We start from the raw sequence: 25,626 nt of genomic DNA on the forward strand, positions 1-25,626 counted from the left end.
CCCCAACAAACCATTAATGCCGAATATTTTTAATCTAGCCACCTCAAATTTCAAAGCTTGAGAGATTACACATGCCGATAAATTGTGATGGGCTGAGCCCATCCTACGTGGCTCAAATTTCAAAGCTGGAACGATTACACATACCGATAAATTGTGATGGGCGGAGCCCATCCTACGTGGCTCAAATTTCAAAGCTGGAACGATTACACATACCGATAAATTGTGATGGGCGGAGCCCATCCTACGTGGCTATTATTTGAGAATCAGAGTACGTAATTCGTTTAGATTGCTCAAGTCCTTCTACTAAGACTACTTTTTGTTCGTCTTTTAAAAGATCAACTATTTTTAAGGCGCTATCAATAGAAGGGTCATAGTCTTTATCATTGATTGGAAAATTCACATAAACTTGATTATCTTTGGTTTTCGAAAAAACAAAATAAGCTCCATTCTGGATTGGAATAAAATTATCTATTTCTTTTTTTATATCACCCGAAAAGAAACAAACTTTTTTCCAAATATAAGTAGAGTCATCTCTATAACCTCTTATATATTCTGCTGTAGAAAAACCAAGTAAACTATAATCCTTTGAAAAACTAAACTCAAAATATAAATTTTTATTTGGGTTAATTTCAGTTTCAAATAATTTATCTAAATTTATTTTCATAGCTTTTAAAAATAGTATCGTAGGATGGGCTCTGCCCACCAAAAACCAATCCTGTTCTTTCAGTTAAACTCTAAATGGTGGGTGGAGCCCAACCTACCTTGCTTAAGCCAGCTTCTTTTAAAAGTGCGTGTCCCTTATATTATATAATTAGTATAAAATTTTTCATTCCTTTGATCCCTAATCTGAGTTGTAATTTAATTCTTCCTAATCAATCCGCATATTGTATTTCACCAAATAAATATAGATGCCTGTTGATAACAAAGCTCCAATGAGAGCACCACCAGGTAAGCTTCCCATAAATTGCATCAGCATCACTTCAAATATGGTTGCTGCACCAGCAGCCATCAATACCAGAAATACAGGCACCATATATGCCAGATAAAGCTTATCAAATGCCATAAGGATTAATCCAAAAATTACATATAACCCAATGCTCACAATAAAACTCATTACTAAGAAGGTCAGAAAACCTTCACCTGGGTCAGGATAGCTTGATGCTGATGCCATATTGGGCATTAATACAATGATGGTTATTAATAACTGTCTCAATTTAAGCTCCTTTTGTAGTTTAACTAATCAAGTGTTTCCTTAATTTGGGTGCCTGTCCTCGCTTTTTACTTTATTTATCAATAACTTATATTTTAAAGGGGTCTGACCCCTTTTGTTTTGAAAATATAAATTTTTATTTGAGTTAATTTCAGTTTCAAATAATTTATCTAAATTTATTTGTTTTGGTCCTTTGATTAAATTTGAATTTATTTTCATAGCTTTTAAAAATAGTATCGTAGGGTGGGCTCTGCCCACCAAAAACCAATCGTGTTCTTTCAGTTGAACTCTAAATGGTGGGCGGAGCCCACCCTACTCGGCTTTTATGTATCTTTAAAACTTGGTTACCTTCTTTTTCAGAAACATATTCTTCATCTTGAATGTCACCTAATTCTGGTTTATATAAGGTAATGAAGCCCAGATTTTCAAAAAACCGATTCGCTTCAATTGAATTTTGATCAATTCTATCTGAAACTTTTGATTTTTTTGAAAGTAACACAGCAACATCTAAAAGATATTTTGTTGGGTAAAGTTTGCTATCAACTTCAACGAAATATATTTTAGATTTTCTAGAGACTGGCACTTCATTTTCATCTATATATACTGCCGCATCATAAATCATATTTTTTGCAATTGTTTCATTGCCAAAAATCTTAAGAACTGTTTCAAAATGATTTTTCATATTATTTTAGAAGGTACTCACTCCAAATCAAACTGTCGTTTTCGAAACCATGAATCCAAATCTACTTTGTCTATATTTTCTGGTGGGACAAGTTGTTTCACACAGTCAGCAAGAGTTTTAGCTAACTGGTTCATAAACTCTTGCATAGCTATATTAATGTCCTTACCTTCAAGAAAAGTTAAATCTACACTCATCATGTCAGGCAAGCTTAATGGATGAACAATTCGGTTTCGAATATCTCTTAACTTAAAAAGGTTTGGCAAAGAATGTTGTTTTAAATGTCCATATTCACTTTGCAAACCTACCATTTGAGGCAATATTGAAAATTGAACTTTCATCAAATCTTCAAAACCAATTAGCCTATCTTTCTTCTCGAGAGTAATTCGTTGTTTATTTGATATTTTACGTAAAATACCACGTTTGTTTGAATTTAACAGTAGTTTCTTAGTCGACATTGCAACACCGTCAACATAACTGAAAAATAACACAACTGAAAGGTAAGTAAGCCGAGTATATTGTGCTAAATTATTATCAATATTTTTGATAATGCCTAACCGTTCAATCAAGATAGGTTCTAAATTCGGCCAAGAGTATTCAGAAAACTGTTTTCCTATAAATAACAGTCCCTTGGTGACGTCTTTCAATTCCTTAGGATTTAGAAATTCATTATCTATTTGTTTTGATTGATTCATTTAAAAAAAAATCCAATAATTTTAATTGCGATTTATAGTTATTTTTTGAAAAATATTAATGATTTTTTTCAAATCATCACACTCCGTTAAATTTTCAATAGTTTTGATTGACTCATAATGCCCAGTAGATAATAGATGAGCAATGAAGCTTGAATCTTCTTTAATTATTGTGATTACATCAACCAAATTATTACTTTTTTGTGAAATAAGATATTCACCAAAATCAATCTTGGCCTGATTCAGAGCCTCCTTAAGAACGAATTTTTTGTCAATTTTAAAATCTACGTCTTTAGGTATTTGGCAATCAAATGATATTTTTCCATGTTTTAAACTATCATTAGGCGTTACTAAAAAGAATTCAGATTTTAAGTCTGGCTTTACCTTGTAATAAGTAACTATAATTAGTGCTTTTGGCCCAAATCTTACAGTTTCAGCCGAATATACTTTAAATTTCATTTGATACCTCTTATTATTTTTAAATGTGTGATTATTTATATTAGCTGTTTTCTATTGAAAACAACGCTGAGCTAACTAGATGCATTTGTAATTTTTTCAGGATTTAAAACAAATCCTGCAGCTCGAAATCTATCCGCTAATTTTGGAACAACTTCCTTTACGTGTTCATTGAAAGGTACATATAAAATGCCTTGAGCATCTGAAGGAGCTTCAAGATGACCTTTTTTCAATATTGCAACATTTCCTCTTCCTACTGCTGAGATTAGCATACCCATTTCAAGAACAACATTTTGACGCGCTCTGGGTTGAATATTTTCAGTACCATCTGCCTTTGAATAACCCATATCATCTGGTGTCATCAACACAATTCCAAATCTAGCTTGATTATTATTTGTTCCAATTTCGGCCTCTAAAGCTTCAATTATTGTTAACCCGCCACCGCCAGTATTTGCAAGTACAAATGGATCTAAACCCAGCTTATGTAATATCAATTCCAACTGTTCACGAGCTTGCGTATCATGCCCATGTACTACAAATACCTTTTTATTGGCATTTATTGGATTTTCAGGAGCAGAAGGCTCAGGTGCTTCAGCATTATTAGTTTCAACTGAAGGTAATCCATTGTATGTACTCCAAGCATCTTGCAACTTTTCTTTATTAGCTTTTTTTCCCTGAATTTGTAATTTCCCTGTTGTTTGGTACCAATTAACTATAGCACCTTCATTAGTTCTAATTTGATACCCATGTTCTTGGTTTTTTACTCCTTTAATCGTAAATCCACAGCCAATAATTTTAGTTTTCAAATCGTCTAAATTACCTTCGTATTTCATATGTTTTCCTTAATCATTACTTGTTGAATTTTTTAATTCTTTAATTTTTAAAATTCCAAAATCTACACAAACATCCTCTGTAACAAACCTTTCTTGAAGGATTCGGTTTCGGTGATTTGTTTGTCCATGGTGGTTATTTTTTTATCTGTGGCGGATAGGAAGTTGGCGATTTTTTGTTGTTCTTCAATGCAAGGTACTTTTAATCTTAAACCTGAAATATCTTTTGAGTTCACAGATTCAAATGTACTTCCTTGAGATATGCTCACCCACCGTGGTTCATACCAAAGTAGAAACTGAAATATAAATTCAATCTCTGTATTAGTTTTTGGTGAGATAGCTGAAATCCCCCTACCAATGCATGCATGATGACTTGATTTAGAAACTTCGCCAACTGGTGCTCTAACACTTAATAGCAAATCATTTGGATGGCATTCTTTAGTAATTTCTGTCGTAAAGACTCTGGGTGCTGACTGGCGATTCTTAATGTCAGCATTTCCTTGAATCAACGGTATACCATCACCTTCATTGTTGTATGCTGATGATTTTGGTGATGTCCCCATTTGTAGGTTACAAACATCACCTAATTTCTTCTCCACCCAATCCGGAAAATCATTCCTCTCATCATCTTTGGCCGTTCCTGCGCGTCCTGCGCTCTCGGCATTAGTGACTCCATTAGCACTTACCTCTCCTTCACGTCCTGTGACCGAGGTATTTGAAAGTCCATTTACTTCGAACCTAATCTCCTGATTAAAGATTTTTTGCATCAGGCCTTTTTTGTATTGTTCTAGGGCGGCTTTTTTTTGTTTGAGTAAGGTGATGCGTTGGTCGATGGCGGTGAGGAAGTTGGCGATTTTTTGTTGTTCTTCTTCACTCGAAGGTATACCGACCATTAAAGTATTTATTTCATTAGGTGATAAATTTGGTGGATCTGTTCCAGCAATTCTTGAGTCGATTTGAAAAATCAATTTGTTTCTTTGAAGCATTTGATAAATAAACTCCAAATTATTTTTAGATTTAACTTTTCCAACTCTTTGATTCAATAATGCAGGTTTATTTAAACCGCCAATTTTAGTGATTTTCAGCTTGTTGTTTAAAATTGGTCGAGTTAATGCAACTATGTAGTCACCATTGTTGAGACAATATTTTTCATATTTATCAATGTATTCTGAAGGCAAATATGACTTGTTATTACTCTTAATTTCTCCAATACCTACATCAGCAATTTTTATCCACCTACATCCACGGGTTTTTGAATCTTTACTTTTGAATGCATAGCCGTTAAAAATACTGAACACACTATTAATTGACTTATATAACCATTCTTCACTGTATTGTGAAAACCTCAACTCAGGAACCAACTTCTCTTTATTCAAAACCCCACCCATCAAAACGGCGTTGGAATGCCCAATTCTTTACAGAACTTAGCAATCTCTTCATTAGTTTGTTTTAGATCGGCATCGATTTGCTTGAGCTCATCTGATACGGCTTTTAAATCCACCGGCTCTTCTTCCTCAAAGGTATCAACATACCTCGGGATATTGAGGTTGTAATCGTTCTCAGCAATTTCTTCTAAGCTGGCGATATGGCTGTATTTGTCTTTTTCCTTCCGTTGTCTATACGTCTCGATGATTAAATCAACGTCTTCGTCGCGTAATACATTCTGGTTACCTTCTTTGATGTAATGGCCTTCGCCACTGGCGTCGATGAAGACGACTTTGTCGTTGGGCTGGCGGTCTTTTCTCAGTACCAAGATACAGGTCGGGATTGATGTGCCGTAGAAGATATTGGCGGGTAAACCGATGACGGCATCCAGTGCGTTCATTTGTTTGATGATGTATTCGCGGATGGTGCCTTCGGCTGCGCCACGGAACAGTACGCCGTGGGGAAAGACTGAGGCCATGATGCCGTTGTCATCTAATTGGTGCAGCATGTGAGTCAGGAAGGCGTAGTCTGCTTTGGTTTTCGGTGCCAGTCGGCCGTAGGGACTGAAGCGTTCGTCTGAGTCGTTCAGTGGATTGGCGCTTGATTTCCAATGGGCTGAGAATGGCGGGTTAGCGACCACGGCTTCGAAGCGTTGTTCGAGGTGTTGTGGATTTTCTAGGGTGTCTTCTTGGCTGATGTTAAAGTCGCGGTAATGCACGTCGTGCAGTATCATGTTCATGCGTGCCAAGTTATAGGTGGTGCGGTTCAGTTCTTGGCCATAGAATTCGGCCACATCGGCTTCTCTTTGCACACGCAGTAACAAGGAGCCTGAACCACAGGTCGGGTCGTAAACCGATCGCAGGCGGTCTTTTCCGGTGGTGACCAGCTTGGCCAGTATCTTCGAGACTTTTTGTGGCGTGTAGAATTCTCCGGCTGACTTCCCTGCCCCAGCGGCGAATTTCGCAATCAGGTATTCATAAGCATCACCGAGGACATCGGATTCGATTTCGTCGAGCTTGAAGTCGATTTTACTCAAGAAGCCCAAGATTTCGACCACGATGTCGTTTCGTGCTGCCACGGTGCGACCGAGTTTATTTGATTGTAGGTCGAGGTCTTCGAATAAGGCATTGAAGTCTTCTTCGGATTCGGTGTTTCGGGTGCTGTCCTCGATGTGGTTGAGTACCGCTTGTAGGTCTTCGAGGATGTAGGTAGATTCTGCATCATGACCTTCAGTGGCTTGACCTTGGCCGGCTTTACCTTGGCCTTTAGCGACCAGTACGCGGAACAGTTCGTTCGGTGCCAGGTAGTAGCCGAGTTTCAGTACCGATTCTTCTTCGATGGCCTGTAGCGTTTCTGGGTCTTTTACTTCGGTGTATGCTGTGATGTCTTCGCCCATCAGCAGTTCATTGGCGTAGATGTATTGTTTTTCCGAGAGGTATTTAAAGAAGATGAAGCCGAGGATGTAGTCTCGGTAGTCGTCGGCTGAGATTTTTCCGCGCAGTAAGTTGGCGATGCCCCAAAGTTGTGTTTCGAGGTTTTTCTTTTGGTCTTCGGTCATGATTCCTTTTTTGTTTCCCTAAGTGAGTCCATTTGTGAGTCCATCTGGTCGGTCATTGAGCTTGTCCCTGTGGTGATTTATGCGTTTTTGTGAGCGTGTCTATTTAATATAACCAGTTATGAATATTTATTCAATAGCGAAATGGCTCGCATGTTCTTTTTTGTTCTTAAGTGGTGTGATTATAATTTTTGGTTTTCTCAAATGGTGAGAATGTGACATTTTTTGTAGCCGCACCCCTTGCGGGTGTCTGTTCTGTCTTGGTGGGCTGTTACGGTGTAAAGGCAAGGCAAGCCTTGCGACTACATTTAATTTTGATGTGTTGTTGCGGGGCAAGGCGGGGGTGAACCCCGCAGCTACGAGTTAAAATTCGATGATTTGTTGCGACTTAAAATTGACATATGTCATACCATAGCATGATGATATCAAACATTTTTGTATATTTGACTTGCATCAATTATCAAACGTTTCATCAATACTATCCTGTTGCTTTAGTAACAAGCTACAGTAATGATGAAAAGAAACGTTTTGACAAAGAAAATCAACATGGTCATCGCAGCCAGCGCCTTGGGGTGTTGCTGGGCTCCTGCTTGGTCTGAAGACCGTGCCGTGGAATTAGATGAATTGGTTGTGGTTGCGAGTAAACAGGCTCGACCGATTCAAGAAGTGGTGGGGCAAGTCAGCTTGATCAATGCCGCTGACTTAGAGCAAACCCAAAGCTTCGATATCACTGATGCACTGCGCTATGAAAGCAACATCCACATGGAAAACGCTGGCAACCGTTTTGGCGCCACCGGCATTAACATACGTGGTATCGGCCAGAACCGCGTCGCTATTGAAGTTGATGGTGTGCCCATTTCTGATCAGTTTGACATTGGCTCCTATTCACAGGCCAGCGCCTTGTTTCCAGATGTTGCCTTAATTCAGTCTATAGAAATCCTCAATGGACCTGCTTCAACACTTTATGGCAGCGACGCACTCGGCGGCGTGGTCAGCATCAGTACATGGGACCCTTTTATCCTTTCTGCCCAAGGCCAAGAAGACAGTTTATATAAGTTCAAAGCGGCTTATAATGGCAATAACCACGGCAGAAACATCAATGCCACAGGCGCATGGGCGCACAGCAATTCGGCCACATTACTGTCATTCACCCAACAAGATGGCAAAGGCAAACTGAACCACGATTCAAGTGAAGCTTTTCGAGACATCAGTGATTGGGACCAACAAAACGCCTTGCTCAAGTGGAAACACCATAACAGCAAAGGCGATGCTTTCACCATAGCTTTTAACGGCCACCAAAAAGAACAATCAGGTGCCTTACAAGCTTTACTCGGCACAGGCCGGTTCAGCAGCACCACCGCACTGAACTTCAATGACCAACACAGTCAAAACGGCATCAACATCAGTCAAGACTGGTCATTTGCTGACAGCAGCTTTGATCATGCCCTGCTCAAAGTGTACGCCAACAACAGCGATTTTGATCAACAGACCCACGAAGAAAGGACCGTCAGGGGCGTGAATAAATCACTCTATCGCCGCTTTGAATTTGAACAAAAAACTTTTGGCTTTGAATTCAATTTGCACCAGAACTGGCAAACTGACAACAGCGAGCACCGCCTGATATATGGTGTGACTTATAGCCAAAATGACATCACCGAACAGCGCGATGCCACCGAAACCAACCACAGCACGGGCCAAGTGAGCTCAAACTTGCTGGGCGAACAATTTCCACTGCGTGACTTCCCCAAATCTAAAGTGTCAGAATGGGGTGTGTTTGTTCATGATGAAATTGAATTAAGCGACCGCTGGACTTTAATACCGGCTGTTCGATACGACCATTACCGCATGAGCCCACAAGAGGATGCTTTATTTATCGGTGAAATTGCATCAGCCAACAGCAGTGACTTCTCGCCTAAGCTGGGTTTGTTATATGACATCACAGACAGCAGCAACCTATATTTTCAATACGTCAGAGGTTTCAGGGCGGCACCATTCTCAGATGTGAACATTGCGCTCAACATCCCTTTTTTGAACACCATCGCCATCGCTAATCCTGACCTCAAATCCGAAACTTCCGATGGCTTTGAGTTAGGCTATCGCTGGTTTGGTGACGAACAACAGTTTCAAGCCAATTACTTCCACACCGATTACAACGACTTGATTGAAAGTAAAGCACAGGTGGGTTTTGACCCCGTTTCACAGGCTTTAATTTTCCAGTCTATCAACATTCAGGAAGCGAAAATATACGGTGCAGAATTAGACTATCAATGGCAGTTTCATCCCCAATGGCAAGCCAAAGTTAACTTCAGTCTCACACGCGGAAAAAACAAACAAACTGACCAGTATCTGAACAGCATTTCGCCTGCCAAAACCGTAGCTCAGCTGCAGTGGCATGACACAGATCAACGCTGGTTTGCTACTTTGTATGGCAGTCACAGCATGAGAAAAACACGTGTTGAGGACCCCGACAATGAACTGTTTTTACCACCCAGTTACACCACATTTGATTTGTTACTGTCACACCACTTGAATGACAAATCTACAATCAAAATGGCCATCAACAACCTGGCCAACAAGAAATATTGGTTGTGGCAGCAAGTCAGACATTTTGACCAAAATGACCCCGTCATAGAATCACTGTCACAGCCCCAAAGAAATGTTTCTTTCACTTTTACACACCAATGGTGAGGTCAATTGACATACATCAACGAAACAAACATGAAACACCATTATTATCAGATGGTTACTACTGTTAACCAGACAATTAATTAATACCAATGAAGACTCAGGAGTGCTTATGAAAACTTTGAAAAAAACCCTGCTGTGTGCAGGTCTCGTGCTTGGCTTACAGGCCTGCGCAGAGCCACCATCAAAAGAATCGAAAACTGACCCTTTGGCTGAACACAAAGCTGAAATGAAGTCAGCACAAACCGACCTTAAAACACAAATGACAGCAGGTGAAAAACTGTATCAAACACATTGCTCTGCCTGTCACCAAGGTGATGGTCAAGGCCTGAAAGGTGCATTCCCTCCTTTGGCCAAATCAGATTATTTGATGGAAGATCGAAATCGAGCCATCAACACAGTGATTGCCGGCTTAACAGGTGAAGTTGAAGTCAATGGTGTTAAATACAATGCCGTGATGCCCAACTTTGCATACCTCAAAGATGATGAAGTGGCTAATATTGTCACTTACATCATGAATTCATGGGGTAACAAAGGCTTTCAAGTTTCTGCTTCTGAAGTCACTTCAGCCAGAGGCGTAAACATCCAGGTGCCAACAGGTGCGCCAGCTGACCATCCAACAACTTCTAAAACAGCTGTCAGCTATGAGGGCGCACCTTCTGGAATCAACCCTGAAGACACGGTGGCCATGATTGATTCAGAAGGCCCTGCCATGAACCAAGATGAATTTGCCTATGCAACTAAGATTTACTTTGAACGTTGTGCAGGTTGTCATGGTGTATTAAGAAAAGGGGCAACAGGTAAACCCTTGACCACTGACATCACCCGTGAGAAAGGCACAGACTACCTGAAAACCTTAATCACTTATGGTTCACCAGCCGGCATGCCTAACTGGGGTACATCTGGCGATTTCACTGAACAAGAAATTGACACCTTGGCACGCTTCTTACAGCATGAGCCACCCGAGCCACCACAATGGGGCATGGAAGAGATGAAAGCTTCTTGGAAAGTGCACATCAAGCCAGAAGACCGTCCTAAAAAACCAGAACACAAAAGAGATTATAAAAACTTTTTCTCAGTCACATTACGTGACTCAGGCGAAGTGGCGATTATTGACGGTGATACCAAAGAAATCGTTAACATCCTGAAAACTGGTTATGCGGTTCACATTTCAAGAACCTCAGCATCAAGTCGATACATCTATACCATCGGCCGTGACGCCAAAGTGGACATGATTGATTTGTTTATGGATCCACCACAAATCGTTTCCACCATCAAAGTAGGCTTAGAGGCACGCTCTGTTGAAACCTCTAAATACCATGGTTACGAAGACAAGTTTGCCATTGCGGGCTCTTACTGGCCACCGCAATACACCATCATGGATGGCGACACTTTAGAACCCAAGCGCATCGTTTCAACCCGAGGCATGACTGTTGATACCCAAGAGTACCACCCAGAACCTCGAGTGGCAGCGATTGTGGCATCGCATCAGCATCCTGAGTTCATTGTGAACATCAAAGAAACAGGTAAAATTTTGTTGGTCGATTATTCAGACATCGAAAACTTGTCTGTGACCACCATCAATGCCGCCAGATATTTACATGACGGTGGCTGGGATCGCAGCAAACGTTATTTCCTCACCGCAGCCAACAAATCTAACAAGATTGCTGTGATTGACTCAAAAGAACGTAAGCTTGTTGCCCTAACTGATGTGGATCAAATCCCTCACCCAGGCCGTGGTGCGAACATCGACGATCCTGATTTCGGCCCTGTTTGGATCACCAGCGCCTTAGGCAACGACAAGATCACATTCCTTGGCACAGACCCCGAAAAACATGCAGACAATGCATGGAAAGTGGTTCGTACTTTACACGGTCAAGGTGGTGGTTCATTGTTTGTGAAATCTCATCCTAAGTCTAAAAACTTGTGGGTAGATGCGCCATTAAATCCAGATCCTGCCATCTCTCAAAGCATTGCGGTTTATGACATCAATAATTTGGACAAAGGCTACGAGGTACTTCCGATTGCTGAATGGGCCGATTTGGGTGAAGGTCCAAAACGTGTGGTACAACCTGAATACAATGCCCACGGTGATGAAGTGTGGTTCTCAGTGTGGAACGGTAAAGAGCAACGCTCAGCCATAGTCATCGTTGATGACAAAACCAGAAAATTGAAACACATCATCAAAGACAAACGCATCATCACACCAACCGGTAAATTCAATGTCTTGAACACTGTAGAAGACATTTATTAACCCCCCGTTCTTTTAACAAGGAACAGCTGGGCGACTCAATGAGTCGCCCTTTTTTTTGCTTCGCTCAATTTTCTTTTTGTCATGCCAGTACATTAATTATTGAATCGCCACGCTTTTCAAAAAACCAACTTATTTTGGCTGTTAGCAGTTCTGGTTTATACTGTTGAATCTTCTACAGGAACCCATAACCCATGAAAATACTGTTATCCATACTGCTGCTGACATTAAGTTTAAGTACCACCTATGCCAGCGAATCCAATAAATTAGAGTTACTTGATGTATTCAATCTGGAATATGTATCAGACCCCCAAATCTCGCCGGACGGACAAAAAATCATTTATGTTCGTAACTTCAAAGATGTGATGACAGATAAAAATCACAGTAATTTATGGATTGTAGATTTTGACGGCAAAAACAACCGACCTTTAACAACAGGAAACCACAACGCACGATCAGTCAAATGGTCGAACGATGGCAAGAAAATAGTCTATTTATCTAATCATGCAGATGATAAAACCAAGCTGTACTTGATGTGGATGGACAGCAAACAATCTGTGGCATTAACCAACACAAAATCGGCACCAAGCCAAGTCGCGTGGTCACACGATGACAAGCACTTGGTGTTCACACAATTTGTCGAAAAAACAAAACCGTCATTGATTAAAATGCCCGCTAAACCGAAAGGTGCCAAGTGGAATAAGCCGCCCGTTTATATTGATGACATGAATTACAAAGCCGATGGTCGTGGATTCTTACCCGCTGGTAACCAACAAATATTCATGCTATCAACTGATGGTGGTACACCGCGCCAGCTCACTGACACGGCACACAACCACCAATCTCCAGTCTGGGCAGCTGACAAAAAATCGATTTATTTTACCGCTAACCTACATGAAAACCACGAACATGAACCACTGAATGCAGAGGTTTATCAGTTGCAACTGGCGGATCTGAGCATCAAAGCACTGACCAAAAGGTTTGGACCAGACAGCAATGCCCAATTATCTCCTGATGGTAAAAAAATCGCTTATGTCGGTTTTAATGACACTTTCCAAGGCCATTCAATCCGTGAGCTTTATGTCATGAATGCCGATGGTTCTGAACCCAAATCTATATCTCAACCATTAGATCGCTCTGTACAATCCATGGCTTGGGCGGCTGACTCTAAAGGCCTTTATGTTCAATACACAGACAAAGGTGATGGCAAGTTGGCTTTGATTAAACTGTCTGGAAAATCCAAAATTGTGGCAGAAAACTTGGGTGGCTTGTCACTCGGCAGACCGTACAACGCAGCTGCATTTTCTGTTTCCAATAACAACCGCATCGCCATGACTCTAGGCGGCACGGAACACCCCGCTGACTTGGCCACAATTCACAACAACAAAACACGCCGCTTGACACAGTTAAATGATGACTTGTTCAGCTACAAAAAACTCGGCAAGGTTAAGGAAATATGGTGGGAATCGTCTGCTGATCAGCGACAAGTGCAAGGTTGGCTGGTCACACCACCTGATTTTGACCCCAGTAAAAAATACCCTTTAATTCTAGAAATCCATGGCGGCCCTTTTGCCAGCTATGGTTCGGTGTTCTCCGCAGAAGTTCAACTCTTTGCCGCTGCAGGATATGTGGTTTTGTATGCCAACCCAAGAGGCAGTACGGGTTACGGTCAAGAATTTGCTAATTTGATACACCATGACTACCCCAATAACGATTACCATGACTTGATGTCGGGTGTTGATAAGGCCATTGCTGAAGGGTACGTGGATGAAGAACAATTGTTTGTCACTGGTGGCAGCGGCGGCGGCGTTTTAACCGCTTGGATCATCGGTCACACGGATCGCTTCAAGGCCGCAGTGGTGGCTAAACCTGTCATCAATTGGATCAGCTTTGTGTTATACGCTGACAACCCTGGTTTTTTCTACAAATATTGGTTTCCAAATAAACCCTGGGAAGACACTGAAAACTATTTGAAACGCTCGCCCTTGTCCTATGTGGGTAATGTCACCACACCGACCATGTTACTCACTGGCGAAGAAGACCACCGCACACCGATGGCAGAAACCGAACAATATTATGCCGCATTGAAACTACAAAAAGTGGAATCAGCCATGGTCAGAATACCTGGAGCTGGGCATGGCATCGCCAACCGCCCCAGCAATTTAGTGGCCAAAGTGTCCAGTATTCTCGCATGGTTTGAAAAATACCGAGACTAAAAACAGGACAGGAAACCTTTACTTCAAATCCAACCAAGTTATAACTGGCCATACAAATTTAATCACGGCTCCGCTCATTAAGCGGAGCCTTTTTATGTATTCTGGCTCGCGCTTTAAGCACCCATTGATTTGAGGCTCTTTTTATCATTGCGGGTGTCATCCCTGATTTAAATGTTTGCGCATGAGACCTTAAAATTCTTATTAAACTTTATTCTTGACAAGTGTAGAGAGTAAGCATATCATGCAGACAATCGACAAATGTAGAGAAAATGAAATTATCTGAATTTGAACTTACTGTGATGCAGCTTTTGTGGCAAACAAAACAGGCATCAGCACCTGAATTACATCAGCAAGTGATTGCTCAAAAAGACGTCACCTACTCTACAGTTAAGACCATCATTGATCGTTTGGAAAAAAAAGGCGCCATCACGCGCAGTGAAAAAATAGGCAAAACCATATTCTATAAAACTGTCGTATCACCTAAAGACATTCAAAAACCGATGTTTAAATCAATGCTGAATCATTTATTTGGCGGCAACAAAAAACAATTGATGAACCACCTGTTTGATTCACAAGAACTGGATCAAAACGACATTGATTACTTGGAACAATTGATTCAGAAAAACAAAAAATCAAACAAAAACAACGAGCATAACAATGACTGAATACCTCATCATTAATATAACCATCAGCATATGGGCTTTGTTGATTCATCATTTCTTACTTACTGATGCACGCCATCAATTCATCATTTTATTGGTTGCCATGGCGAGCTGGCTAATCCCATTTGGTTGGTTTCAGTTCAGCACCGAAGTCACGGTTTTAACAGCCACTCAAACCATCATTGAACAAATCACACAACCGGTTCACACCTTGACCATCCAGTCCGAATCACATGTTTCATGGACACAAATCATGATGGCAATATGCAGCATGGGTATTTGTCTTTTTATCAAAGATTTACTGTCTCTGCGACAACAGCACCATACATTCGAACAACAAGCCCAAAGCACTGACATTCAGAACGTCTTTACCATCAATGGCTTGAACAATGCCTGTGTTACTGGTTTCAGACCCAGCATCATTTGGATTGATGAAGCCTTGTTCAATAGTGAAGCCCAAATCAGCATCCTCGCCCATGAGCAGCAGCACATCAGGCAACATGACCCTTACTGGTTGTTGCTGATTACCTTCATTCAACGGCTGTTTTGGTTCAACCCCATCGTCTGGCTATTGAGCAAAAAATGCCAACACAGCTTGGAAATGCGATGCGATCAGGCCTGTAAAAAACAATTGCCTCAAGGTTTATACCAAAACCACTTGGCCCAAACCCTACTGAAAATGCAGTCCAAAAACATGCCATTGAGCAACTGGATGGCACAGTCTGGCACCAAGCATTTACAACGCATTCAACAACTGTCAAAGGAGACAACCATGAAAAAGCACCACAAATACCTACTCGCCCTGAGTTTTACTGCAATCACATTACTTTCAGCTGCCGTTTTGGCCAATAAAACAATATCGAAAGTAGATCAGAATAATTTTCCAGGAATTGGTGCCAACCAAGTCTACTTAGAATTCAAGTTCAACATAGATGAAAAAGAAACACAGGAACTCAGTATTTTGGTAGAGAACGGTACTGAAGGCAGTGTTAAAATAGATGATTACACTTTTTCCTTTACACCACACATAATTAAACAAGCCACGGCTTCAAAAGAAAAGCAAAAAACCATGGCCAATAACAAAGCCCAAAATGAAGCTAATGTTCAAATTTATACAGAAATCTCAGTTCACCAAGACAAAAAAGCAAAAACAGAAATCAGCAACATGTCACTGATGTCACTGTCTAACACATGGGCATCATTTAAAATCAATGACCCAAAGAAAAACGAGGCCATAACAGCTGAGCTCAGAGCCACAACTCTTAATAACCCAGACGCCTAAGGCAAAATCCATTTGGCTCAACTCAAAGCCTGAAATGAATTCAGGCCTTGAGTATTCGACTAATTTGATACAATTCCTGTTGTGTGAAACAACCAGCCCTCCAGTCATATTGTAAGCCAACAACAGACACCTTAGTTTGTATTGCTGAAAACCAAGCCCCCTACTTCTGCCCTTGCGCCCACAAAGTCCAATGGTCTGGCTGGCCTTTTAAGAAAGTACCAACACGGATTTTGAACCCTGATGTTTCGCTCGCATTGAGGTTTTTGATGGTGGCAAATGCATTACCCAAGCCAATCGGCTCACCTGCCTGGTTTCTGGCCACCGCCAGTACTCGTGTGTATTTCACCGGATAATCATTTGAATTTTTGACATCTCCGATGATTTCAAAGGCGCCGTTTTTCTCATTGACTGAGAAGTCAGTCACTTGTAATAATTCTTGTTTTTGGCTGAATTGATTAGGGGCACTGGCCAGGGTATTTATTTCTATTGATTCCACACCATCTGGCGATTCAGGTAAAAAAACCAAAACCTCAGTTTCTTCGGTGGGTGCTAAAGTGTGTAATGCGGACCAACCGCTTTGTTCTGCCAAACGCTTACCTTCTTTATCGAACAAACTGACGACCACACCAGGGCGGTTCAGCGTTACTTGGTTATCCTGTACTTGGCTACTATTCTTAACACTGAATATCCAATACAAACCCTTGTTAGCCGTTTCACCCTTAACCTGACTTTTTATCTGTAGTAATTCGGCATAGGGTGTTTTTGATGCATCAACAGTTTCTGCCACAAATGGTTTCGCCAATGGAACAATGTTTTTTTGATGATCGACCTGTGTGGTTCCATCAGGGAAGTAATGTTCAACTGGCGTATTGACTCTCATGTTTTTAAACGCCACCCAAAAAATCACCATCAAAACCACCACAATCAAGGGCAATGAAATCATGATGGCTGACAATTTGGTTTTACTTTGTTTAATGACCACCGGCTCGCTGTGACGCATCACAGAACCGCAGTATTGACACTCCAATAATTCTGTCGTTTTGTTCTTTGTGACACTCGATGCCCCACAGGCATTACATTTGATGGTTTGATTATGCTTCATTGTCATAGTATAAAATTTCCGCTAAAAATGTATCAAACGACCTTACCGATATTCAACACACCGTTGGGGTCAAACACACGTTTCACATCACCCATCAGCTTGATTTCTTCTGCTGATTTAGAATAAGGCAAAAATGGCTTTTTGATTAAACCAACACCATGTTCTGCAGAAATACTCCCTTCAAAAGCTTTTATCAAACCATAAACATGTTGATTTACTTGTTCACATTGGGCCTTGAATTCTTTGGTTTCCATACCTTCAGGCTTCAATATATTCAAATGTAAATTGCCATCACCAATGTGACCAAACCATATGGTTTCAAAATCTGGGTATTCAGCGGCCAAAACATCCTCAAGCTGTTGCATGAATGCGGGCACCTGAGAAATTTTAACTGAAATGTCGTTCTTATAAGGTGTGAAGTGTGCAATCGATTCAGAGATGCCTTCACGGTACTGCCACAACTGTTGCCCTTGCTCTATGCTTTGGGCAATGATTCCATCAGTCACATGTTCGGCAATCATGCCCTGCTCAAATACGTCCATGGCCGCGGCTTCATTTTCATCGAACTCCAACAACACATAAAAAGGATGCAAGTCTTCAAAAGGATTATCAAATTCACGGTGCGCCATGACGCGCTTTAAAGAGCGGTCTGAGAAAAATTCGAATGACGACAAAGTTAATGCTGCTCGTGCTTGAGCAAACACCGCCATCACTGCTTCCAAGGATGACAAAGCCAAAAGCATAACGGATTGATTGGGTGGTTGATTAATCAACTTGATTTCAGCTTCAACCACAATGCCCAATATACCCTCTGAGCCTATCATCAAATGCCTAAAATCCAAACCAGAAGCATTTTTTACCAAGCCATTGTTCAGCTTTAAAATCTCACCCGAACCCGTCACCACGGTGAGGCCTAAGACATAATCTCGAGTCAAACCATACCGCAAAACACGAATGCCCCCAGCATTGGTCGCAATGTTTCCACCGATGTGGCTCGAACCCGATGAGGCAAAGTCTACTGGATAGAACAAATTGTTCTCGGCGGCAAAGTTGTGCAATTGCTCAGTAATCACTCCTGCGCCAACTGAAACGGTTTGATCTATTTCATTGAAGCCCGAAATGTCATTCAAACGCACCAAAGAAACCACCCATTCACTATTGGTAGCCACAGCACCCGCGCTGTAACCAGTTCTGCCACCTGATGGCACAATCACAGCACCTGTTTGATTGGCTAACTTGACGATTTCTTGCACTTCCTTGGCATCATTTGGGAAGAACACCACTGCGGCATTCGGCTCATGGAAACGGGTCCAATCTTGTCCAAACTGGGTCAAGTCATCTGTCTTGTGAGAGCGTGCAATGTGTGGAATGTGTTTTTCTAATAAAGAATGCAGTGTTTCGGCGTTCATATCTGGTAGAATCCTGAGTTTTATAACGGTCGGAAAAAAGGGCAAGAATATGACCAAACTCTCGCTAAGTAAAGAAAAAATCAAGGTAGTTTTACTCGAAGGTGTCCACCCGGATGCAGAACAGATGTTTCGCCAAGACGGCTACGACAACCTGCATGTTTTAAAATCGACACCAGATGATGCTGAACTTAAAGTCTTATTAAAAGATGCCCATATCCTCGGCATCAGATCTCGAACACAGTTAAAAGGTGACATCTTAGACAGTTGCGGAAAACTGATGGCTGTAGGCACTTTTTGTATCGGCACCAATCAAGTAGACCTGGAAACCTGTAAAAAGCGCGGTATACCAGTATTCAATGCGCCATTTTCTAACACACGATCCGTCGCAGAACTGGTCATGGGTGAAATCATTCTGTTATTACGTGGTGTACCTGAAAAAAATGCCAAAGCCCACCGCGGTGAATGGTTTAAATCGGCTCTGAATTCGAATGAAACCCGAGGCAAAACATTGGGCATTGTTGGATTTGGTCACATTGGCTCACAACTGGGGATTTTGGCCGAAGCCATGGGCATGAAAGTGAAATACTTTGATATTGAGAATAAATTGCCTTTGGGAAATTCAGAAGCCATCGCCAGTTTACATGATTTGTTACCACAAATTGACGTGCTGACATTGCATGTCCCCTCTACTGAATTAACCAAAAACATGATTGGCGAGACTGAGTTGTCACTGTTACCCAAAGGTGCGTACGTGATTAATGCAGCCCGTGGTGACATTTTAGACATCGAGGCTTTGGCTGCTCATATGGAAAGTGGACACTTAAATGGTGCAGCAGTTGATGTCTATCCAACAGAGCCTGCCAGTAACAGCGAACCATTTGAGTCGCCTTTGCGGCAATTTGACAATGTGATTTTGACACCGCACATTGGTGGCAGTACACAAGAGGCACAGGTTAATATCGCCAACGAAGTGGCCGATAAACTGATCAAATACTCAAACAACGGTTCAACATCATCTGCGGTCAATTTCCCCGAAGTGTCATTGCCCTCTTTGCATGAAGATTTGACCCGTGTGATGCACATTCATGAAAACAAACCAGGCATGTTAGAAAAGTTGAATCATGCCTTTTCAAGCCAGGGAATAAATATTGCTGCGATGTATTTGCAGACATCTGGCGATGTGGGTTTTGTGATCATGGACGTTCAATGCGAATCATCAGACCCGATTGTGGCTCAACTCAAAGACATCGAAGGCACTGTTCGCGTTCGAGTATTACACTAACTGAATTGAATAGACTCAAGCCCACTGAATTAATCAGTGGGCTTATGCTTACCTGTGCGTCCTGTAAATTTGTAATACGATTTCGGTTATGTCCTTACTTTGCTCTTCTTGGTGTTTTTTAAACACCTGTTTCTTGGCTTGTTGGTCTAAACGGTCGTAGTATTTAAAAGTACTAGGCTTATTAGATTTGATGTAATTAACCAGCTCAATTTCATCTTGAAACGTTAATACTGGCTGAGAAATAGCAAACAAGTTGCGTTCGACACTTGGGTCATTGGCTGTTTCACCAACAACAATTCCTGAAAAAAACACAAAAGCTGTGATTGTCAGTTGTTTCTTCATGGCTTACCCTCTTTAGTTTTTATTGTGTCTAAAATACTGCGACAAAAAATTAGAGTAAAACACCTAAAACATTGCTGTTTAAAAACAGACCATTAATTTTTATTGTCTTTATACACTTTCAATACAATGTCGGTTAAGTCTAATTGACGCTCTTTTAAATGTGACACAAAAACTTTACGTTTTGCGTCTTCATCTAAAAGGCTATAAATTTTAAAAGTCCTTGGCTTTTTTTCTTTCAAATACGAATTCATGTGATCGTGATAAAAAAAAGTGTACTGCTGTTCTGTTACCACAAAAATATTGTTTTCATACCCAGTGCCAGCATAGCCATAAGACACAAAAAATAAGATTAAAACACTGAAAGCAATTCTTTTATACATAACACACACCTTTCAAATGCTCGCCATTATAAAAACCCTGAGCTTTTCTGCCAGCATTAAACACCAATTGAAAAGATTGTTAACAATTAAACTCCCTTTTTATTGAACTCCGGTTTTCAGGCCACTTTTCCACTTTTTTGTGCCTTATAAAAGAGGTATGATGAGTACATTTAAAATAAGAGATAAAGCCATGAAATACTGTTTTATGATAGCTGTGTTACTGACTTCATTGATAGTAGATGCAAAAGTCAGTAAAAAAGAAACCAAAAAATTTCACGCTTTACTTGACCAAATTTGGCAATCACAATTAGCATTGTCACCACAAAGTGCCGCATATTTTGGCGACAAAAGCAAATCAGGTCAGCTCAATGATGTGTCTTTAAGTTGGCATGAAAAACAAAACAAAGTCATTAAAAGCGCCATACATGAGTTAAAAGAAATCAACCCCAAGAAACTGTCAAACACCGACCGCATTAATTATCAGATGCAGCAAACCACTTTAGCCAACACTTTGGCGGACAACCTGTTTAAAGAATTTCAGATGCCCATCACTGCTGAAGGGTCCTTTCATGTCAACCTGGCCAGTATGGGAAGAACCACCCGATTCCAAAACGAGGACGACATAAAAAACTACTTAAATAAACTAAAACAAGTACCGCGTGCGATGAAGCAGCACATGGACAACATGCAGGCTGGTCTTGACAGGGGCTTTTCACAGCCACGAGCCATCATCGGCCACTATCCTGAGTTCATATCCACTTACATTAAAGAAGATTCAACCGAATCCCCATTTTATCAACCTTTTATGAACAAACCCAAGCATGTGGTGACTACTGATTTCACACACTTCCAGCAACAAGCAAAAGACATCATCCGAAATGACATCAACCCCAGCTATAATAAATTCAAAGATTTTATGGTAGATGAATACCTACCCAAAGCCAAACAAAGCATAGCGGCTTATGACTTTCCTGATGGTAAAGCCTATTACCAACAACAAATTCGTGAATACACCACCTTAGACTGGACACCTGAAAAAATCCACAACATCGGCCTGGCTGAAGTCAAACGCATTCGTGCTGAAATGGAACAAATCATCACTGATTTACAGTTTGAAGGCAGCTTTGCTGAATTCTTAGAATTCTTGCGTACCGATCCACAGTTTTATGCCAACACACCAGAGGCATTACTCAAAGAAGCCCGCGACATTGCTAAACGCATGGACGGCAAACTGCCTGAGCTGTTCACCAAGCTTCCAAGGCAACCTTATGCCGTAAACCCTGTGCCTGCAGGTATCGCCCCCAATTACACCACTGGCCGCTATGTTTCAGCACCATTGAACTCTACTCGCCCTGGCCAATATTGGGTTAATACCTATGCCTTGGAAAAACGCCCTTTGTATAATTTAGAAGCTTTAACCTTTCATGAAGCCGTTCCAGGCCATCACTTACAAGGCGCGTTGAATGCAGAATTGGAAAATTTGCCCAAATTTAGGCGTTACAGCTACATTTCAGCCTTTGGAGAAGGTTGGGGATTGTATTGTGAAAAACTGGCCAAAGAAGTTGGCTTTTACCAAGACCCTTATTCAGATTTTGGGCGCCTCACTTATGAAATGTGGCGTGCCATGCGCTTGGTTGTTGACACGGGGATGCATGCCATGGGTATGACTCGTGATGAAGCCATCAAACTAATGGAAGAGAACACGGCACTGTCAAAACACAATGTACGTACAGAAATAGATCGCTACATTGCTTGGCCAGCACAGGCTTTGTCGTACAAACTTGGAGAAATCAAAATTTGGGAGTTACGAAATAAAGCAGAGAAAGCTTTAGGGTCAAATTTTGACATTAGAACATTTCATGATGCATTACTATCAAAAGGCCCAGTCCCCTTGGATGTATTAACAGTAATTATTGATGAGCACATTCAGAACGAACGCAAAAAAGCCAACCTGTAAGAATACAGCCCTTTACTTTACTCAGTGTTGCCAAACGAACAACACTGAGTACGTAGTAAAAACATTCACCTTAATACCAATGGGATAACCAATTCCTTAGTGATGTTTTTGTCTATCCCAAAGTTTTCAGGTGGTTCAAACTGCCAAGATTTGAGTGCTTGATGGACATAATTAAGCACTGAACGTGGGGTTGTATTGCGGATACCCCTGACTTTAACCACTTGACCTTGAGGGTCAATCGTCACTTTTAATCTCACTTGTTTTTTACTGAAATAAAGTGTTTTAGGTATAGAAATTTCATTTGATTGTGCGATATGCCAACTGTACTCATCAAGGGACTTCACTGGTGTCAGCACAGCTGGAGAAGCATCTTCAGTTGTTTCTTTAGGCACATCAGTCTGCTCTTCTTCTGGCTCGGATTCTGTAACCACATCGGTGGAGCCAATGTCTTCAGTAGGAATTTCAGTATCGTTTGCTGATTCCGTTTGACCTTCAGTACCAGAAGTCAGATCTAAATCAGGATTGAAACCGCCCACATCTAAATCTGATTCATCAAAACCAAAATCAGGTCGTTCGACCGAAGTATCTACCACTTCTGGTTCATCAGATGTCATCACTGGTGTATTTAATTGTGGTGCCGAGGTTCTTTCAGGCAAGCCTAACGGGCCACCTTGGTTTTGTTTTTTTTGTTCATCATCTTTTGAATCTTGAGCAAAGACTGGCAAACAAAAGAAAATTAAGCAAATGATTAATGTTAATCGCATCATAAAGTCAAAAACTAAAGCCCCATTTTAACACACACCTTAAATTCAATTATATTTCATAAAAACTTAAATTTATTAAAAATGATATTTACATCCAGATGTTTAGACGGCTATAATTCGCATATTATATTAATTACCTTATTATTTACTGATCATGAAGAAAGAAATTGCAATTTTAGCTGGCGGCTGTTTTTGGGGCATGCAAGACCTAATCCGTAAAATGGATGGTGTCATTGGAACCCGAGTTGGCTATACAGGTGGAGATGTGTCAAACCCAACATATCAAAACCACGGCACACATGCGGAAGCTGTAGAAATCACCTTTGATAGCTCAGTGATTTCTTACCGTCAATTATTGGCATTCTTTTTCCAAATACATGACCCCAGTACGGTTGACAGACAAGGAAATGATTTTGGCGCCTCTTACCGATCAGAAATTTTTTATACAACGTTTGATCAAAAGTTGGCAGCTGAAAAAGCCATCAGAGATGTTGATTCTACATCCCTATGGCCAGGACCTGCTGTCACAAAAGTAACGCAAGCGGCTACTTTTTGGGAAGCTGAACCAGAGCACCAAGATTATCTAGAAAGGATGCCGAATGGTTACACTTGTCATTTCGCCAGACCTGACTGGGTACTTCCTGATTCAGATTTAAGTCATTAATTAAATCAATTGATTAAATTTATTCGAACCCACCAATAAAAAAGCCGCTGAGAAATCAGCGGCTTTTTTATTTCGATTTGCTGATTATTTTGTGGCTTTTTTAATTACATTGATCAAAAACAATAAAATCACTGCCCCAATGGTGGCGTTGATGATACTGCCAACAATCCCACCACCAATAGCGATGTTCAACAAGCCCATGACATAATTGCCAACAAAAGCACCAACTATCCCAATCACAATATTTGGCACAAGACCAAAGCCTTTGCCTTTCATTAAAACGCCAGCTAACCAGCCCGCAACCGCACCGACTACCAACAATATAATTAAACCTTCTACTGACATATCATCTCCTCTTTATAGAATTATTTTAGGGGAGGAAGGCCACAATGCAGCCCTTCCCTTCATTCATGTTATGTCATCACATCACATACGACAAGCAAGAAAAGTTTGATTTCACAACTGTTAACATGCCAATCAATTTAATGTTCAAAATCAACTTTTTTGACGTCTTTCCAATTCACATATTTGCTTACACCATCGACACTGAATAGCAAACCTAAGTTTTCTTCAGTAAAACTGGCTGAATCGAACATTTCAACCTGCTCACCATCAATTAGGGTAACCAAGGCATGTTGGTTACTTTTAGGCTCGATGCTTTTGATTTGAAACAAAGGTAAATAGTAATCCATTCCTTTGACGGTGCATCTAATCATTTCAGCAGGGCTTGTTTGAGCCATGTTATAGACCAAATTTTTGGCAGAAATTTGAGCGCCATCTTTCAACGTCAACTGTGCATTCAACTTGCCTTTTTTACTTATCAATGAATGGTATTCTTGCCAATCATTTTGAGGAAACTCTTGAATGGCCATTTTTTTGAACTGTTCCCAAGGCAATGACATCCTTCCTTTTTCAGGTGTATCAATAAATATACCCCTGTTGTCAGCATCAACATCATTGGTGCCTGATAAATGTAATTGCTTACCATTTTGCAAGGTTAACAGCGATCCCTTCTCTTTTTTCTCTATACTTTCAATGTCACTTAATGGAATGCTTAATTCTTCATTCTCTGGGTTTGCCAAATCACTGCCGTCAATGGCTTCTTTTAAAAACCGTTCATCTCTGTCCCATTGAATTCGGCCTTTGAATGTTCCCAGTTTGCTGTCAACAACGGCATAAATTCCTTGATCAAAACCTGACAACCCATCGGCAGCCCGAGAAAAAGTGATGGATTCAATTTGCTTCATTCTGAATTCACCAGTTGTCCCATCAGACTTTTTGACAAACACGTCAGCATTCAAGTCATTAGAACCCTCGTAACTCTCAAACACATCACCATTGTGCAACTCTATTTTTAACCCCCTGCTCCCAGAGTCATCAGTAACTGTTAACAATTTTGCAATGGCGGCAAAAGGCACAATGAAGTCTGGATTTTCAATGTCATCAGCAAAAACAGAACTCAAAGTGATTTTAAATGAAAGTAAATTAAGTTTTGGACCAACTTGAGCATCTTCAATTTGTTCTTTGATGTCATCTGACAGGGTTTTGTATTGGGGAATTTCACTTTTTTCTCCATTAAAATGATCTGACCAAAACGTTTCTTCGTCCTCATCCCACCTCAAAATGCCAGTATGAGATTCACCACTTTTTAATTTTACTGTGCCATGGATGTATTCATTGGCCACAACATTCCCAGCCACAAAAAGCAGCAATACCATCAAACAACGCATATAAAAACCTCTCAATTGATTAATTAATTATTGTGTCATGATTGTAGGAAAAA

Annotated in this window: 23 protein-coding genes; 8 read left to right on the forward strand and 15 right to left on the reverse strand. The window is 40.8% G+C overall.

The window, feature by feature from the left end; all coding sequences use genetic code 11:
- Positions 1-241 precede the first annotated feature (241 nt).
- The 8 genes from FET73_RS08735 to FET73_RS08770 form a co-directional block, all read right to left on the reverse strand.
- On the reverse strand, positions 242-664 hold the full coding sequence (locus FET73_RS08735) for a hypothetical protein (RefSeq protein ID WP_154223571.1): 423 nt from the start codon (positions 662-664) through the stop codon (positions 242-244).
- 204 nt (positions 665-868) lie between these two features.
- Complete coding sequence (locus FET73_RS08740; RefSeq protein WP_154223572.1) at positions 869-1,171, reverse strand: hypothetical protein; 303 nt, start codon at positions 1,169-1,171, stop codon at positions 869-871.
- A gap of 328 nt (positions 1,172-1,499) precedes the next feature.
- On the reverse strand, positions 1,500-1,892 hold the full coding sequence (locus FET73_RS08745) for a hypothetical protein (RefSeq protein ID WP_154223573.1): 393 nt from the start codon (positions 1,890-1,892) through the stop codon (positions 1,500-1,502).
- Positions 1,893-1,909: 17 nt separating this feature from the next.
- Positions 1,910-2,584, reverse strand: coding sequence for a hypothetical protein (locus tag FET73_RS08750; RefSeq protein WP_154223574.1), 675 nt, complete (start codon positions 2,582-2,584; stop codon positions 1,910-1,912).
- 21 nt (positions 2,585-2,605) lie between these two features.
- Entirely contained in the window at positions 2,606-3,040 is a 435-nt protein-coding gene (locus tag FET73_RS08755) for a hypothetical protein (RefSeq protein ID WP_154223575.1), read from the reverse strand.
- A 71-nt stretch (positions 3,041-3,111) separates the two neighbouring features.
- Entirely contained in the window at positions 3,112-3,870 is a 759-nt protein-coding gene (locus FET73_RS08760) for a TIR domain-containing protein (protein ID WP_154223576.1), read from the reverse strand.
- A 62-nt stretch (positions 3,871-3,932) separates the two neighbouring features.
- Positions 3,933-5,243, reverse strand: a complete 1,311-nt coding sequence (locus tag FET73_RS08765; RefSeq protein ID WP_179952200.1) for a restriction endonuclease subunit S — start codon at positions 5,241-5,243, stop codon at positions 3,933-3,935.
- 11 nt (positions 5,244-5,254) lie between these two features.
- Positions 5,255-6,850, reverse strand: a complete 1,596-nt coding sequence (locus FET73_RS08770; protein ID WP_154223578.1) for a type I restriction-modification system subunit M — start codon at positions 6,848-6,850, stop codon at positions 5,255-5,257.
- A 510-nt stretch (positions 6,851-7,360) separates the two neighbouring features.
- On the opposite strand from FET73_RS08770, the gene FET73_RS08775 reads away from it, so the two are divergent.
- The 5 genes from FET73_RS08775 (at position 7,361) to FET73_RS08795 (ending at position 15,943) form a co-directional block, all read left to right on the forward strand.
- Positions 7,361-9,535, forward strand: a complete 2,175-nt coding sequence (locus tag FET73_RS08775) for a TonB-dependent hemoglobin/transferrin/lactoferrin family receptor (RefSeq protein ID WP_179952201.1) — start codon at positions 7,361-7,363, stop codon at positions 9,533-9,535.
- 109 nt (positions 9,536-9,644) lie between these two features.
- Positions 9,645-11,786 (forward strand): cytochrome D1 domain-containing protein, encoded by a 2,142-nt coding sequence (locus FET73_RS08780; RefSeq protein WP_281347625.1) that lies wholly within the window; start codon positions 9,645-9,647, stop codon positions 11,784-11,786.
- A gap of 191 nt (positions 11,787-11,977) precedes the next feature.
- Positions 11,978-13,999: a S9 family peptidase gene (locus FET73_RS08785; RefSeq protein WP_154223580.1), complete on the forward strand. Its 2,022-nt coding sequence runs from the start codon at positions 11,978-11,980 to the stop codon at positions 13,997-13,999.
- Positions 14,000-14,268: 269 nt separating this feature from the next.
- Positions 14,269-14,664: a BlaI/MecI/CopY family transcriptional regulator gene (locus FET73_RS08790; RefSeq protein ID WP_154223581.1), complete on the forward strand. Its 396-nt coding sequence runs from the start codon at positions 14,269-14,271 to the stop codon at positions 14,662-14,664.
- Positions 14,657-15,943: a M56 family metallopeptidase gene (locus tag FET73_RS08795; protein ID WP_154223582.1), complete on the forward strand. Its 1,287-nt coding sequence runs from the start codon at positions 14,657-14,659 to the stop codon at positions 15,941-15,943. Before FET73_RS08790 ends, FET73_RS08795 begins: the two co-directional genes overlap by 8 nt.
- Before the next feature lie 160 nt (positions 15,944-16,103).
- On the opposite strand, the gene FET73_RS08800 is transcribed toward FET73_RS08795, so the two are convergent.
- Both FET73_RS08800 and FET73_RS08805 read right to left on the reverse strand, forming a co-directional pair.
- Positions 16,104-17,045 (reverse strand): TFIIB-type zinc ribbon-containing protein, encoded by a 942-nt coding sequence (locus FET73_RS08800; protein WP_154223583.1) that lies wholly within the window; start codon positions 17,043-17,045, stop codon positions 16,104-16,106.
- A gap of 32 nt (positions 17,046-17,077) precedes the next feature.
- Entirely contained in the window at positions 17,078-18,454 is a 1,377-nt protein-coding gene (locus tag FET73_RS08805; protein ID WP_154223584.1) for an FAD-binding oxidoreductase, read from the reverse strand.
- 49 nt (positions 18,455-18,503) lie between these two features.
- Here FET73_RS08805 and serA point away from each other — a divergent pair, with 49 nt between their 5' ends.
- Positions 18,504-19,736, forward strand: a complete 1,233-nt coding sequence (gene serA / locus FET73_RS08810) for a phosphoglycerate dehydrogenase (RefSeq protein WP_154223585.1) — start codon at positions 18,504-18,506, stop codon at positions 19,734-19,736.
- A 48-nt stretch (positions 19,737-19,784) separates the two neighbouring features.
- On the opposite strand, the gene FET73_RS08815 is transcribed toward serA, so the two are convergent.
- Both FET73_RS08815 and FET73_RS08820 read right to left on the reverse strand, forming a co-directional pair.
- Positions 19,785-20,078, reverse strand: coding sequence for a hypothetical protein (locus tag FET73_RS08815; RefSeq protein ID WP_154223586.1), 294 nt, complete (start codon positions 20,076-20,078; stop codon positions 19,785-19,787).
- A gap of 92 nt (positions 20,079-20,170) precedes the next feature.
- Complete coding sequence (locus FET73_RS08820; protein ID WP_154223587.1) at positions 20,171-20,458, reverse strand: hypothetical protein; 288 nt, start codon at positions 20,456-20,458, stop codon at positions 20,171-20,173.
- A gap of 190 nt (positions 20,459-20,648) precedes the next feature.
- Between FET73_RS08820 and FET73_RS08825 the strand changes: the two genes are divergently transcribed.
- The gene (locus FET73_RS08825) at positions 20,649-22,415 is read left to right on the forward strand and encodes a DUF885 domain-containing protein (RefSeq protein WP_246172712.1); all 1,767 of its coding nucleotides are present in this window, start codon (positions 20,649-20,651) and stop codon (positions 22,413-22,415) included.
- Positions 22,416-22,480: 65 nt separating this feature from the next.
- Here FET73_RS08825 and FET73_RS08830 read toward each other — a convergent pair whose 3' ends face one another.
- Positions 22,481-23,179: an energy transducer TonB gene (locus tag FET73_RS08830; RefSeq protein WP_154223588.1), complete on the reverse strand. Its 699-nt coding sequence runs from the start codon at positions 23,177-23,179 to the stop codon at positions 22,481-22,483.
- A gap of 154 nt (positions 23,180-23,333) precedes the next feature.
- Between FET73_RS08830 and msrA the strand changes: the two genes are divergently transcribed.
- A complete protein-coding gene (gene msrA / locus FET73_RS08835) occupies positions 23,334-23,843 on the forward strand; it encodes a peptide-methionine (S)-S-oxide reductase MsrA (RefSeq protein ID WP_154223589.1) in 510 nt (169 codons plus the stop codon).
- Between the two features lie 84 nt (positions 23,844-23,927).
- Here the strand turns inward: msrA and FET73_RS08840 are convergent, their stop codons facing one another.
- The gene (locus FET73_RS08840) at positions 23,928-24,188 is read right to left on the reverse strand and encodes a GlsB/YeaQ/YmgE family stress response membrane protein (RefSeq protein ID WP_154223590.1); all 261 of its coding nucleotides are present in this window, start codon (positions 24,186-24,188) and stop codon (positions 23,928-23,930) included.
- A gap of 137 nt (positions 24,189-24,325) precedes the next feature.
- On the reverse strand, positions 24,326-25,573 hold the full coding sequence (locus FET73_RS08845; RefSeq protein ID WP_154223591.1) for a hypothetical protein: 1,248 nt from the start codon (positions 25,571-25,573) through the stop codon (positions 24,326-24,328).
- Positions 25,574-25,626 lie beyond the last annotated feature (53 nt).

This window comes from Marinicella rhabdoformis (assembly GCF_009671245.1).
In the GTDB taxonomy this organism is placed as follows: domain Bacteria; phylum Pseudomonadota; class Gammaproteobacteria; order Xanthomonadales; family Marinicellaceae; genus Marinicella; species Marinicella rhabdoformis.